The sequence below is a fragment of the Lentzea fradiae genome, from assembly GCF_900100955.1.
Lineage (GTDB): Bacteria > Actinomycetota > Actinomycetes > Mycobacteriales > Pseudonocardiaceae > Lentzea > Lentzea fradiae.
This window is the reverse complement of record NZ_FNCC01000001.1, coordinates 283,067-296,328: the sequence shown is the minus strand read 5'-3', so window position 1 is coordinate 296,328 and position 13,262 is coordinate 283,067. Positions and strand designations below refer to the sequence as shown.

Genomic DNA, 13,262 nt, shown 5'->3' with positions numbered 1-13,262 from the left:
CGCGGTCCACGGGGCAGCCTAGCGGCGTTTCAGCAGGTTGGAAGGTCGCGAACGGGTGATGGATCGGCGTGTGACGACCCTTTCGTGGAGCGGTCTACGCGGAGTTGTCCACTGATCGCCGAACGGTGGGTTGACAGCCGCTTTCGGCGGCTCGGGGTGGGCACGAACGCGGTGACGCCGCGTGGAAGGAGCCGAGGGTTCCGCTGCCCACGCACCCGCGGGCAGCGGTTGGACAACGTCGTCAGCGGTTCAGAGCAGCGCGGACGATGTCCAGCGCCTCGGCGGAGCTGAGGCCCAGCTCGGCGGACATCGCCGCGTACTGGGCGGCGGCGGCGCGGACGCGTTCGCGGTTGCTGTCACCGTTCGCGCTGACCACGGTTCCGGCGCGGCCCCGCGTCTCGACCAGGCCCGCCTCCTCCAGCTCGCGGTAGGCGCGCGCGACCGTGTTGACGGCCAGGCCCAGGTCCTTCGCCAGGGCACGCACCGTAGGCAGCTTGGCCCCCACCGGCAGCTCTCGGTTCGAGATGGCGTGTGCGTAGTGCACGCGCACCTGCTCGTACGGGGGAAGGTCCCCTTGGTGGTCGATCTTCACTGCGGCCATCCTCCCGGCATGTCACTACCTCTGTATTGACCAACGGAGGAGTGCCCGGGAGGTTGCGGTCGAATCAGCGGAGATTGGTCTGGTCCTCGTTCACCCGTGCGTGGTGCGCACGTCGCTCGAAATGAGACACCTACGAAGTGCAGGCCGATCTGCCGGGCCAAGAGCCGGCGAAGGTGGCCTCGGTTCCGACAGGGGGCGGGACGTAACCGCAGGTCAGGTGCATCGTCGGCAGACCTGCGCCACTGGCGGGCCTGGTTTCGGAGACGCGGTCCCGGAGGGTGGGGATCGCGGCACTGTCCACGACGGACGGCGGATCGGCGCGGGCCGGGTAAGCGGAGGCCGCGAACAGCTCCACGGCGGTGAAGGCGGCGAGTGCGCCGCGGCGCAACCGGTGCCTGCTCCCCAACGGCATCGTCCTGCCCCCTCCCCGCAGTCAGGGGTTCGGAGCAGGACGTCCGCCGGTTCGACCTCGATCTCGGGTTTATTCGGCGGCTTTCGGCGCCACGACGGTGCCGCGCGCCCGCGTCACGACGATCGGCTCTGGCAGCACGCCCGCCGCCGACGGGCCGCGTTCCGGTGCGGAACGGCAGACCACGCGCGCCTCGAACTCGATCTCGCGAGAGCGCTTTCCGATCCGGACCAGTGTCGCGGTGGCCTCGACGACGTCACCGGTCTGGATCGGCGCGGCGAACTCGACGGAGCTGTAGCCCGCGAAGAGGCCCTCGTCGGCGTCGGTGTGGATGAGCAGCTCCGTGGCGACGTCGCCGAACATGCCGAGCCCGTACGCGCCGTCGACGAGGCTGCCCCCGTAGTGCGCGTGGGAGTGCGGCACGTAACGGCGGTGCGTCACCTGAAAGCCTTCGACCAAAGCCCCGCTCACGCGGCGACCCCCTTCTTCTCCTTGATCGCGTGCACCAGGTAGCTCGCGACCTCACCCGGCGTGGTACCCCGGGAGAAAACTCGGTCAACCCCCAGCTCGCCCGCCATCAGCGGGTCGAAGCGCGGGCCTCCGGCGACGAGCAGGGGCCGCCTGTCCCCCATCGCCTCGCGGAACGCCGCGGACATCTCCTGCGTGTTCAGGATGTGCGCGTCGCGCTGCGTCACGACCTGGGAGACCAGCACGGCGTCGGCTTTCTCCGCACGGGCGCTGCGGACCAGCTCCGGGACGCTCACCTGCGCGCCGAGGTTCACGACCTTCAGCTCGCGGTAGTACTCCAGGCCCTTCTCACCGGCGAAGCCCTTGATGTTGAGGATCGCGTCGATGCCGACGGTGTGCGCGTCGGTGCCGATGCAGCCGCCGACCACGACGAGCTTGCGCCGCAACAGCTTCTTCAGCGTCGTGTTGACCTCGGCGGGCGAGAGCAGCGGGTACTCGCGTTCGACGACCTTGACCTCGTCGAGGTCGACGAGGTGCTTCACCGAGCCGTAGACGACGAAGAACGTGAAGTTGTCGCCGATCGGGTTCGAGTGGACCACCATCGCGGGGTCCAGGCCCATCTTGTTCGCGAGCTGCTGCGCCGCGCCGTCTGCCTTGGGACCGAACGGGATCGGCAGCGTGAACGACGTCTGGACCATGCCGTCGCCGGTGGTGTCGCCGTACGGCCGCACGTACCTGCTCGTCGTGACGTCCTCGCTCACTGAGCTGCCTCCAGCATCTCGCTCGCCGGGTTGAAGTACTCGGGCGCCTTCTCGACCACGCCGTCCGCGCCCTTGCCCTTGTCCGCCGGGCGCTTCATCAGGCCGAACGTGCCGTCCGCGATCGCGTTCAGCAGACCGTCGTCGACGATGCGGGCGAGCAGGTCGACGGCCTCGCCGAGCACCTGGTGGGCCCGCTTGACGATGAGCCCGTCCGGCGCGGGGCGGAAGTCCTCCGCGAGGCTGCCCGCCGCGTTCAGGACGTACCGGACGTTGCGCAGCGCCAGGTCCCGGTCGGAGAGGAACGGCGTCACGACGGCCTCGGTCATCATGCCGACGAGCAGGATCGACTGTCCGGTCAGGACGCCCGCGAGGTTGAAGAACCCGTCGAGCAGGTAGCCGTTGAACACGTCGCCGGTCATGTGCTTGGTGGGCGGCATCCACTTGAGCGGCGCGTCCGGGAACAGCTCGCGGGCGAGCAGCGCGTGGGCGAGCTCCAGCCGGAACGAGTCGGGCACCTCCGGGTTGATCTCGAACGCGTGCCCGAGGCCCAGCAGGTGGTCGGGCAGTCCCGCCTCGTGGGCGAAGTGCTCGTTGAGCAGCTGCGAGACGGTGACGGTGTGCGCGGCCTCGACGGCGTCCGCGGTGGTGAGGTAGTTGTCCTCGCCGGTGTTGATGATGATGCCGGCACGGGCGTGGACCTGGCGGGAGAAGCGCTGGTCGACGAACGTGCGGATCGGGTTGATGTCGCGGAACAGGATGCCGTACATCGAGTCGTTCAACATCATGTCCAGACGCTGGAGACCGGCCAGGACGGCGATCTCGGGCATGCACAGGCCGGACGCGTAGTTGGTCAGCCGCACGTACCGGCCGACCTCCTTGGACACGTCGTCGAGCGCCGCCCGCATGATCCGGAAGTTCTCCTGCGTGGCGTAGGTGCCCGCGAACCCGTGGTGCGTGGCGCCTTCCGGGACGTAGTCGAGCAGCGACTGCCCGGTCGACCGGATGACGGCGATGATGTCCGCGCCCGCACGAGCCGCGTTCTGCGCCTGCACGACGTCCTCGTCGATGTCGCCGGTCGCGACGATCAGGTAGATCCACGGTCGTTGCGCGGGGTCGCCCCACTTGGCGACGAGCTTGTCGCGCTGCGCCCGGTTGCGGTCGACCGTCCTGATGCCCTTGGCCACCGCGGACGTGGCGGCCTTCCGCGCGGCCGTCAGGTCCTTGCCGGTGGGGATCGTGAACTGGACCTGGCCGGCGGCGGTGGCCTCGGCGAGCTCGGTGAGGGTGCCGAGGTCGTGCTGCCGCAGCGCGTGGAACGCGGGAAGCGCCACGCCGTGCTCCAGCCCGCACTGCTCGCGCACGGTGTCGATCACGCGGTTGACCCACGGCACGTCACCGGCGCGGTGGGTGGAGTCCGCGCCGGTGATGCCGGCCAGCCGGAGGGTGGCGCGCTCGACGGCGACGGTGGTGTGCGCCTTCGCGAGCGACACCACCGGCTCGGCCGCCCGCGCCGCGAGCTCACGCGCGGTGGCGACCACCTTGGGGTCGAGGTCGAGCAACGCCATCAAGTCACTTCCTCTCGTAGATCGTCCGGCCGTTCAGCACGGTCCGCACGCACACGGGCGCGGGACCGGTCAGGTCGGGCAGGCCGGGTACGCCCGAGCGCGGGTCGGTGGACCAGCGCTGCACGCGGGCGTCGGACCCGGCGACGACCAGGTCACCGGTCTCCCACACCGCGTACGTCGCGGGGGCGCCGGGCTGGAGCGTGCCGGTCAGGCCGTCGTCCACGCCCGCCGCACGCCAGCCGCCACGCGTGTGCGCGGTGAACGCGGCGCGTGGGGAGACGCCGAAGCCCTCGGTCCGGTGGTGCACCGCCGCGCGCACGGCGGCCCACGGGTCGATGGCGGTCACGGGGGTGTCGGAGCCGAACGCGAGGACTACGCCTGCTGCCGCGAGGCGGGAAAAGGGGTTCAGCCCCACACCGCGCTCGGTTCCGAGCCGCTGGGCGTACATGCCGGTCGGCCCGCCCCACTCGGCGTCGAACAACGGCTGGACCGAGGCGATGACACCCCACCCGGCGAGTTGGGCGGCCTGCTCCGCTGTCACCATCTCGACGTGTTCGAGGCGGTGGCGCGCCGACGCGAGTGCCGGGGTGCCGAGGGTTTTCTCGGCGATCGTGAAGCCCTCGACCACGGTGGCCATGCCCGCGTCGCCGATGACGTGGAAGCCGGCCTGGAGGCCCTGCTCGGTGCACTTCACCAGGTGGTCGGCGATCTGCTGGGCGGTCAGGTAGAGCGCGCCGGAGGTCGGGGCGTCGGCGTAGGGCTCGACCAAGGCGGCCGTGCGCGAGCCGAGCGCGCCGTCCACGAAGTGGTCGCCTGCCAGGCCACGCACGGGGACGTCCGGCAGGTCGTGGGAACCCCAGTAGGCGACGACCTCGGGGCCTTCGTCCACGGCGAGGAGGTCGCGCAGGTCGTCCTCGCCGGAGATGTCCGGGCCCGCGCACTCATGCACGGACGCGATGCCCTGCGACGCGGCGTGGCGGAGGAACGCGCGTTGCGCGGCTTCGCGCTGTTCCGGCGTGATGGCTGCTTTGGCCGTGCCACGCACGTGGTGGTGGGCGGCACGCGCGAGAGGGCCGTCCTCCGTGTAGCCGTCTGCGGCACGGACCTCGTCCGTCACCAGGTCCGAGGAGACGACGGCGGAATGCACGTCGATGCGCGACAGGTAGACCGTCTTGCCCGCGGCGGCCTCGTCGATCTCCGCGCGCGTCGGCGGGCGGTTCTCCGGCCAGCGCGTCTCGTCCCAGCCGTGGCCCCAGACCAGCAGGCCCTCGGCGTCCCGCACCTGCTGGAGCAGTTCGGCGACGCTGGCGGTGCGGGTCAGGTCGAGGCCGGTCAGGAGCAGGCCGGCGGACGTGGCGTGCACGTGCGCGTCGACGAACGCGGGCGCGACGAAGGCGCCGTTCAGCTCGATGACCTCGGCGTCGGGGTGCAGCGCACGGCCGACCGAGTCCTGTCCGATCCACACGACGACGCCGTCCGTCACGGCCATCGCCGTCGCATCCGGTGCGTAGATGCGTCCGCCGACCAAAAGTTGCGTACTCACGTCACGCAGTCTGCCGTTGCTCGAACAGGGCCCGCACACCCGGCTGGTTCCTGACCAGGTCGAGCGCGAAGGCGGCGTGACCAGGCACATACCCGTTGCCGACGAGCATCTCGACGTCGGCGGCCAGACCCTCCGCTCCCAGAGCGGCGGCGCTGAACGAGGTCGCCATCGAGAAGAAGATCACGGTGCCGCCGTCGGCGGTCGCGAGGATGGCGCCGTGCTCGCACCCCGGCACGTCCACACACACGACCGTGACGTCGACCTGCTTGCCCACCGCTTCGGCGACGGCGACGGGGTTCCGTGCGTCCGCGATGACGACCTCGTCCGCCAAGCCCGACTCACGGACCTGCGCCGCCTCACGTTCGGTCGGCACCAACGCCACGAGGCGCGACGCTCCGGCCTGACGGGCGGCCGCAAGAGAGAGGGAACCCGACTTACCGCCACCGCCGAGCACCAGCACCGACCCACCGGGGTGCTTGCGCACCACACGGTCCGTCAGTGCCGGTGCGCCACACACGTCGAGCACGGACAACGCCAGCTCGCTGGGCATGTCGTCCGGCAGCACGGCCGCGATGGACCGGCCGAACAGCACGGCGGTCCCCCGGCACGGCACCTGCTCGTCCTCGCCGTCCCACTCCTCCAGGCCGTCGGTGATCCGCAACGGCGTGAGGGTGAGGCTGACCAGCGTCGCGACCCTGTCCCCCACCCGCAGCCCAAGCGGCGACTCGGGCCCCACCTCCAGCACGGTGCCGAGCAGCATGCCGCCCGACCCGGTGACCGGGTTCTGCATCTTGCCGCGCTCGGCGACGATGCCGAGCACCGCCTGCCGGACCGCGGCGCCGCTGCCGTGCTGCTCACGGAGCTGGCGGAACGACGCCGCGTCCAGGTTCAGGCGCTCGACCGCGACGACGACCTCGTCAGCGGCCGGGACCGGGCTCGCGTCCAGCCGCCACGCCTGCTGCGGCAGGACACCGGCGGGTTCGAGGACGCGGTGCAGTCCGTACGCGCTCACCTGAAAATCCTTCGGTCGACGACGCTATCTCGAAGGATATCTTCACGTGAAGGACGGACTTACCGCAAGCATCACTCGGCAATCAGTCGGAGCCAGCGGCAGTCGTAAGGCGCGAGGTCGAACTCGGCCGGGCTCTTCTCCCCGCTCAGCACGTTGACGAGGGTGCCCTCGACGGGGACGCGCACCTGAACCTCGCGGTCGGCGAAGTTGTGCAGGGCGATCACCGTCCTGCCGTCGCAGTCGGCGCGGTGGGCGAACACGCAGGGGTCGCCGGCGTCGAGCACCTCGACCGTGCCCCAGGCCAGCTCGGGGCACTCCCGGTAGCACTCGACCAGCCGTCGCATGAACGACAGCAGCGAGTCCGGCGCGTGCCGCTGCCGTCCCGCGGCCTCCCAGTCCATCGGCACCCGCACCGCCATCCGGCCTTCCAGCGCCAGGTCCTCGACCAGGCCGATCTCCTCGCCGTAGAAGAGCACCGGCGTGCCCGGCAGCGTGAAGAGCAGGCTGTACACCATGCGGATGCGCCGGTAGTCGTCCTGGAGCATCGACGGCAGGCGGCGGCGCAGGCCCCGGCCGTAGAGCTGCATGTCCGGGTCGGGGCCGAAGGCGTCGAAGACCTCCTGGCGTTCGTCGAGGGGCAGCTTGTCCAGCGTCAGCTCGTCGTGGTTGCGGACGAACGTCGCCCAGTGCCCGTCGCGGGGCGGCGCCGGGCGCTCTTGCAGCGCCTTCGCCAGCGGCCCGCTCGTCTGCCGTGCCAGCGCCAGGTACATCGCCTGCATGCCGACGAAGTCGAAGCACATGGTCAGCTCGTCGCCGACGCCTTGGCCGTAGAAGGGCATCATGTCCTTGTAGGGCAGGTTCACCTCGCCGAGCAGCACGGCCTCACCGTTGCGGCGCTTGAGGAACGCGCGCAGATCGGCGAGGTAGTCGTGCGGGTCGGGCAGGTCGATCGCGTCGGTGCGGTCCTGGTGCTCCAGCAGGAACGGGACGGCGTCCACGCGGAAACCGCTGAGGCCCAGCTCCATCCAGAAGCCCATGATCCGCGCGATCTCGTCGCGGACGGCGGGGTTGGCGACGTTCAGGTCCGGCTGGTGCTTGTAGAAGCGGTGCAGGTAGTACTTGCCGACCTCCTCCGAGTACTCCCAGAGGCTGTCCTCCTTGTCCGGGAACGTGACGCCCTGCGGCCCGTCCTCCTGGGGCTTGTCGGCCCAGACGTACCAGTCGCGTTTCTCGGGATCGTGGAACCACGGGTGCTGGTCGGACGTGTGGTTGACGACGAGGTCGGCGATGACGCGCATGCCGCGGTCCCGTGCGGCGCGCACGAACTCCACGAAGTCGCCGAGCGAACCAAGGCGCGGGTCGACCGAGTAGAAGTCGGTGATGTCGTAGCCGTCGTCGAGATCGGGGGTCGGGTAGAACGGCATCAACCACACACACGTGACGCCAAGGGCGTGTAAGTGGTCGATGTGTTCGGTCGCGCCTCTGAAGCCGTCGTCGGTGAAGGTCTCGATGTCGAGGCAGTAGATGACGGCGTTCTTCCACCAGACGTCGGAGGAACGGATCACGCTGTCACCTCCGGCAGCACGTGCTCACCGAACGCGTCGATGAACGGGTCCAGGTCCTGGCCGACGTGATGCAGGTAGATCTCCTCGAACCCGATCTCCTCGTACGAGCTCAGCTGCTCCGCGTGCCACTTCAGGTCCGAGGAGACGTTCACGACCTCGGCCACCTGCTCGGGCGTGACGCGTTCGGACACGACGTCGAAGTGCTCCGCCATCTCCAGGTCCCAGCACACGGGTGGCTGGAAGACGTTGCTGCGCCACTGCTCGTGCGCCGTCGCCATCGCCGCGTCCTCGTCGGGGTCCCAGCTCAGGTGCACCTGGAGGTGCAGCTTGCCCTTGCCGCCGGCGTCGCGGTAGGCGTCGGCGACCGCGCGCAGCCGCTCGGGAGCGGCGTTGACGGTGATCAGGCCGTCGGCCCAGGAGGCGCACCAGCGCGCCGTCTCCGGGCTCACCGCGGCGCCGACCAGCAGCGGCATCTCGTCCGGCAGCGTCCACAGCCGGGCGCGGTCGACGGTGACCAGGCCGTCGTGGCTGACCTCCTCCCCGGCCAGCAGCGCGCGGATCACGTCCACGCACTCGCGCAGCCGGGCGGTGCGGACGTCCTTGCGCGGCCAGACGTCGCCGGTGATGTGCTCGTTGCTGGCCTCACCGGTGCCCAGCGCGGCCCAGAACCGGCCGGGGTACATGGCGGCGAGCGTGCCGATCGCCTGGGCGGTGATCGCCGGGTGGTAGCGCTGCCCCGGTGCCGTGACCACGCCGAACGGCAGGTCGGTCGCCTGTAGCGCGGACCCGAGCCACGACCAGGCGTACCCCGACTGGCCCTGACGCGCGCTCCACGGCGAGAAGTGGTCGGAGCACATCGCCGCGGCGAACCCCGCTTCCTCGGCCCTGCGCACAGCGGCGAGGAGGCCGGCGGGGTGTATCTGCTCGTGTGAGGCGTGGATGCCGTAGACCGTCATGCGCCTTCTAGTACCCAGTCGGGCAGTCCGAGAAAGCTTTGAACCTTCCGGGCGCGGCGCGCGTGTCTATGGGAGCACCCTCACTGCGGAGGAGGAACGACGATGTTCAACGAGACACGGGTCGGCACCATGACCGTCGTCGAGTTCGTCCGGCCGGACGGCTCGATAGAGCCGATGAACGTCGACCTCCAGTACCGCTCGGACGACCCGCACGCCGTCACGATGCGCTTCCACGCACGGGACCGGGAGTCGACCTGGCTCGTCGGCCGAGAGCTGCTGTCCGACGGGCTGCTGTCCCCCGCCGGGATCGGCGACGTGCGGCTGCGGCCGGGCAAGGGCGACGTGCTCGTGCTGGAGCTGTTCACCGAGGACTCGCACGCGGTGTTCCACCTGTCGGCCGACGAGCTGGGCCGGTTCCTCGACTCGACCTACTCGGCGGTGCCCGCCGGGCGCGAGGTCGTCGACTTCGAGCTGCTGCTCAAGGACCTGCTCGCCTGACCCACCCTCACAGGCGCAGGCCCAGCAGCAGCCCGTCGGCGGAGTCGATCACCCGGAAGCCCAGGTGCTCCCAGAAGCCGATCGCGTGCGTGTTCTGGCGCCGCACGTGCACGTGGACGCCCTTCTCCAGGCGGTCGAGCACCGTGCGGACGAGCGAACCGCCCAGCCCCTTGCCCCTGGCGCGTGCCAGCAGGTTCACGTGCAGGTGCGCCGGGTAGTCGCGGACCATCATCGGGTCGACGCGCGGCGGGTGGTGGATCTGCCACACGACCCGGTTCGACTCCGGCGTCAACGGGTACCGGAGCCGCAGGTCAGGCCACCAGTCGCGCTCGCAGCGGTCTTCGAACGCCTCGCTGTCCGACGCCGCGGCGACGTACCCGCAGACGCCGTCGTCGTCCTCGGCCACCAGCACCAGGTCGGGTTCGAACGCCGCGTACGGGCCGACGTGGACGTGCCCCAGCAGCCTGGGGTCGTCGAACAGGTGCCGCACGCCCTGACCGCCGTTGCCGGTGTCGAGGCAGATGTCGTGGAGCGCGTCCAGGTCCGAGGGCCGGTACGCGCGGATCACGTCAGTTCGCGGCGATCGATGACGACCACCGGCTCGTCGACGTCGACCACCTCACCCTCGACGACCTGACCGGCGCCGAAGCGCCGCTCGTGCTGGTGCCGCAGCGCCGTGGCCTCGGCCTTGCGCGCGATCCGCCTGCTCACGAGCCTGCGCGTCGGCGGGAACAGCAGGAACAGCGCCACCACGTCGCTGATGAAGCCCGGCACCGTGATCAGCAGGCCCGCGGCCGCGATCAGCACGCCGTCTGCCATCTCCTGGTGCGGCTCGCGGCGCTGGAACACCGACTCGCGGAACGCCGCCATCGTCTGCGCGCCCTGCCTGCGCACCAGCGACAACCCGACCAGGGTGCCGAGCAGGAGCAGCGCGATCGTCCAGAGCCCGCCGATGGCGTTCCCGACAGTGATCATGACCGCGACCTCGGCGAAGAAGCCGAGCAGCAGCAGAGCGAAGACAGGCATACCGGTTGAACGCACAGAAGTCCCCAAATGCTCCCGACCAGGGCTTGAGCTGAAATATTTACGGCAGTCGAACCGTGTGACAGGATATCTTCACGCGACCTCGACTTTGAGGAGTACGGATGACCGCGCTGCACGACGCCCCCACGGCGCTGGAGCGGCTGGACCGCCAGCCGTACACGTACGTCCGGCGTGAGCTGGTCGAACCCGACTGGCGGCGCTTCCCCGGATGGGCCCACGTGACCGACGCGCAGTGGCGTGACGCCCAGTGGCAGCGGGTGAACTGCGTCAAGAACGTCAAGCAGCTCCGCAAGGTGGCGGGCGACCTGCTGACCGAGAAGTTCTACGACGACCTGGCCGCGGACCAGGAGAACTTCGCGACGATGTCGATGCTGCTCCCGCCGCAGATGCTCAACACGATGGCGGTCGACGCGCCGCTGTCCCCCGCGGAGTTCACCGACGCCTTCCTCGCCGACCCGGTGCGCCGCTACATGCTGCCGGTCCGCTCCGACCGCGACCCGCGCTGGCCGTCCCACCCGCACTCGCAGCGCGACTCGCTGCACGAGGCGGAGATGTGGGTCGTCGAGGGCCTCACGCACCGCTACCCCACCAAGGTCCTCGCCGAGATGGTGTCGACCTGCCCGCAGTACTGCGGCCACTGCACCCGCATGGACCTGGTCGGCAACTCCACGCCGCTGATCGACAAGCACAAGCTGTCGCTCAAGCCGGTCGACCGCCAGGACCAGATGATCGAGTACCTGAAGAAGACCCCCGGCGTGCGCGACGTGGTCGTCTCCGGCGGCGACGTGGCGAACGTGCCGTGGCCGCAGCTCGAGTCGTTCCTGATGCGGGTGCTCGACATCGACACGGTCCGCGACGTGCGCCTGGCCACCAAGGCGCTGGCGGGCCTCCCCCAGCACTGGCTCCAGCCGCGCGTGGTCGAGGGCCTCGAACGAGTCGCCCGCACCGCCTCGCGCCGCGGCGTGAACCTGGCGATCCACACCCACGTCAACCACGCGCAGTCCGTGACACCACTGGTCGCCGAGGCCGCGCGCACGGCACTGGAGGTCGGCGTCCGCGACGTGCGCAACCAGGGCGTGCTGATGAAGGGCGTCAACGCGACGCCGGACGACCTGCTGGACCTTTGCTTCGCCCTGCAAGGGGAAGCGAACATCCTGCCGTACTACTTCTACATGTGCGACATGATCCCCAACGCCGAGCACTGGCGGGTGTCGGTGTGGGAGGCGCAGGAGCTCCAGCACGCGATCATGGGCTACCTGCCCGGCTACGCGACGCCGCGGATCGTGTGCGACGTGCCGTACGTCGGAAAGCGGTGGGTGCACCAGCTCGAGGAATACGACCGCGAGCTGGGGATCTCGTACTGGACGAAGAACTACCGGACCGGGATCGAACTGGAGGACCCGGAGGCGTTGAACCGCCGCTACCCCTACTACGACCCGATCTCCACCCTCGGCGAGACCGGCCAGAAGTGGTGGGCCGGCCAGAGCTGACGGCCACAATGGGGCCATTTTCGGGACATCTCCCGAAGACGGCCCCATCGGCATGTTTTGACTGGTCAGACCCCATAGCGTCTCGTTTCGTCTCGACGCCCAACGGCCCCACCATGACCCGGTAAGTCCACAAAGGACGCTCATTTCATCCTGCCCGCCGCTCGCCTTGCCGTGCGGCTGCCGGTGTTGGCGACCAGCAGGTGGTAGGGGCCGTCGAGGCTGAGCGTCGACGGCTGGTCGAGCCCGTCGGCGAGCACGCTGACCTCGCGGGTCTTCCGGTCGATCGCGATGACCTTGCCGTTGCCCTGCCAGCTGTTGAAGTCGCAGGCGTAGATGAACCCGCCGTCGGGTGACACGACGATGCCGACCATGTTCGCGACCGGGCCGCGCATGCCGCTCATCGACACGTACACGTGCCTGCGGTCGGGTGACACCACGGTGGACCAGACGTGCGCCTTGCACCAGCTCGACAGGTCGAGGTACGGGCGGGCGACGCCGCCTCATCGGGTCGTGATGCGGCGCTCGGCGCCGCACGAGCATCTGCCCAACTCGCTATAGCTAATAGCAGTGAGATCAGCTCAGGCCGAGCATGAGGGTGCAGCGGCGCACCGCGTCCGGCTTGCCCTTTATGCGGACGTCACCGGTGGCGATCGCCTCGAACGGGGACAGCATGTGCGCGCCGATCCGGATGAACGTGTCGGCGTCGCACTCGATGGTCAGGTCGGCTTCCTTGACGTGGCCAAGACCGAAGGTGATCGCGCCGTCGCTGACCTCGATGGTGAACGTCTGGTCGCCGACCTGGAACTCGTACACCTCGTCGACGTCGGGGATCGCGTCCTCCACGATCATCGACTGGACGGCGAGGAAACCCCATTCCGCCCTGATCGCGCCCTTGCGGTCGTCCTCGGAGAGGAAGCCGAGGCCCCAGTGCGCGAGCGCGAGCACCGCGCCACGCAGCTGCTCGCCGACCTCGGTCAGGTGGTACTGCCGCGCCCGGCCGTCACCCTCGACCGAGGTCTGCTCCACCACGCCGCACTCGAGGAGCATGCGCAGCCGTTCGGACAGCAGGTTCGGTCCGATGCCCGGTAGGTTCTCGCTCAGTTCGTTGAACCTCGCGGGCCGGATGAGCAGCTCACGCACGATCAAGAGCGTCCACCGCTCGCCGATGACGTTCAACCCGGCGGCCAGTCCGCAGAACTGACCGTAGTCGCGCTTGCCGCCTGCCACTTCCACCTGCCTTCACTCTCGGTGTACATAGTAACAACGAGTCGTCGGCAGGACCTGTTCCGTTCGGTCGGGGTCCACAACGGACAACCGCGGCCGGGCTTTCCAAGCCGCACAGGCCGTCCG

14 protein-coding genes are annotated in these 13,262 nt (G+C 69.7%); 2 read left to right on the top strand and 12 right to left on the bottom strand.

Features of this window, described 5'->3' with window-relative positions; all coding sequences use genetic code 11:
• Positions 1–241: 241 nt before the first annotated feature.
• The 8 genes from BLT23_RS01365 to BLT23_RS01325 all read right to left on the bottom strand — a co-directional run bounded on the left by BLT23_RS01365 (position 242) and on the right by BLT23_RS01325 (position 8,880).
• Entirely contained in the window at positions 242–601 is a 360-nt protein-coding gene (locus BLT23_RS01365) for a GntR family transcriptional regulator (RefSeq protein WP_090044652.1), read from the bottom strand.
• A gap of 481 nt (positions 602–1,082) precedes the next feature.
• On the bottom strand, positions 1,083–1,481 hold the full coding sequence (gene kal, locus BLT23_RS01355; protein ID WP_090044648.1) for a 3-aminobutyryl-CoA ammonia lyase: 399 nt from the start codon (positions 1,479–1,481) through the stop codon (positions 1,083–1,085).
• Positions 1,478–2,239: a lysine 5,6-aminomutase subunit beta gene (kamE, locus tag BLT23_RS01350; protein WP_245743423.1), complete on the bottom strand. Its 762-nt coding sequence runs from the start codon at positions 2,237–2,239 to the stop codon at positions 1,478–1,480. Before kamE ends, kal begins: the two co-directional genes overlap by 4 nt.
• Complete coding sequence (gene kamD / locus BLT23_RS01345) at positions 2,236–3,804, bottom strand: lysine 5,6-aminomutase subunit alpha (RefSeq protein ID WP_176946540.1); 1,569 nt, start codon at positions 3,802–3,804, stop codon at positions 2,236–2,238. Before kamD ends, kamE begins: the two co-directional genes overlap by 4 nt.
• A 4-nt stretch (positions 3,805–3,808) precedes the next feature.
• Complete coding sequence (locus BLT23_RS01340) at positions 3,809–5,356, bottom strand: amidohydrolase (protein WP_218133627.1); 1,548 nt, start codon at positions 5,354–5,356, stop codon at positions 3,809–3,811.
• A complete protein-coding gene (gene kdd, locus BLT23_RS01335) occupies positions 5,349–6,359 on the bottom strand; it encodes an L-erythro-3,5-diaminohexanoate dehydrogenase (RefSeq protein ID WP_090044643.1) in 1,011 nt (336 codons plus the stop codon). Before kdd ends, BLT23_RS01340 begins: the two co-directional genes overlap by 8 nt.
• Before the next feature lie 71 nt (positions 6,360–6,430).
• Positions 6,431–7,924 (bottom strand): alpha-amylase family protein, encoded by a 1,494-nt coding sequence (locus tag BLT23_RS01330; protein WP_090044641.1) that lies wholly within the window; start codon positions 7,922–7,924, stop codon positions 6,431–6,433.
• On the bottom strand, positions 7,921–8,880 hold the full coding sequence (locus BLT23_RS01325) for a TIGR03885 family FMN-dependent LLM class oxidoreductase (protein ID WP_090044640.1): 960 nt from the start codon (positions 8,878–8,880) through the stop codon (positions 7,921–7,923). Before BLT23_RS01325 ends, BLT23_RS01330 begins: the two co-directional genes overlap by 4 nt.
• Before the next feature lie 102 nt (positions 8,881–8,982).
• On the opposite strand from BLT23_RS01325, the gene BLT23_RS01320 reads away from it, so the two are divergent.
• Positions 8,983–9,378 (top strand): SsgA family sporulation/cell division regulator, encoded by a 396-nt coding sequence (locus tag BLT23_RS01320; RefSeq protein ID WP_090044638.1) that lies wholly within the window; start codon positions 8,983–8,985, stop codon positions 9,376–9,378.
• A 7-nt stretch (positions 9,379–9,385) separates the two neighbouring features.
• Here the strand turns inward: BLT23_RS01320 and BLT23_RS01315 are convergent, their stop codons facing one another.
• Both BLT23_RS01315 and BLT23_RS01310 read right to left on the bottom strand, forming a co-directional pair.
• Positions 9,386–9,946: a GNAT family N-acetyltransferase gene (locus tag BLT23_RS01315; protein ID WP_090044636.1), complete on the bottom strand. Its 561-nt coding sequence runs from the start codon at positions 9,944–9,946 to the stop codon at positions 9,386–9,388.
• Positions 9,943–10,404 carry an FxsA family protein gene (locus BLT23_RS01310; protein ID WP_090044635.1) on the bottom strand — a complete coding sequence of 154 codons (462 nt, stop codon included), beginning with the start codon at positions 10,402–10,404 and terminating at the stop codon, positions 9,943–9,945. The genes BLT23_RS01315 and BLT23_RS01310 overlap by 4 nt, the downstream gene beginning before the upstream one ends.
• Positions 10,405–10,523: 119 nt before the next feature.
• Between BLT23_RS01310 and BLT23_RS01305 the strand changes: the two genes are divergently transcribed.
• Complete coding sequence (locus BLT23_RS01305) at positions 10,524–11,912, top strand: KamA family radical SAM protein (protein ID WP_090044633.1); 1,389 nt, start codon at positions 10,524–10,526, stop codon at positions 11,910–11,912.
• A gap of 140 nt (positions 11,913–12,052) precedes the next feature.
• Here BLT23_RS01305 and BLT23_RS01300 read toward each other — a convergent pair whose 3' ends face one another.
• Entirely contained in the window at positions 12,053–12,349 is a 297-nt protein-coding gene (locus BLT23_RS01300) for a YncE family protein (RefSeq protein ID WP_143035777.1), read from the bottom strand.
• Positions 12,350–12,485: 136 nt separating this feature from the next.
• Positions 12,486–13,145 (bottom strand): winged helix-turn-helix transcriptional regulator, encoded by a 660-nt coding sequence (locus tag BLT23_RS01290; RefSeq protein WP_245743420.1) that lies wholly within the window; start codon positions 13,143–13,145, stop codon positions 12,486–12,488.
• Positions 13,146–13,262 lie beyond the last annotated feature (117 nt).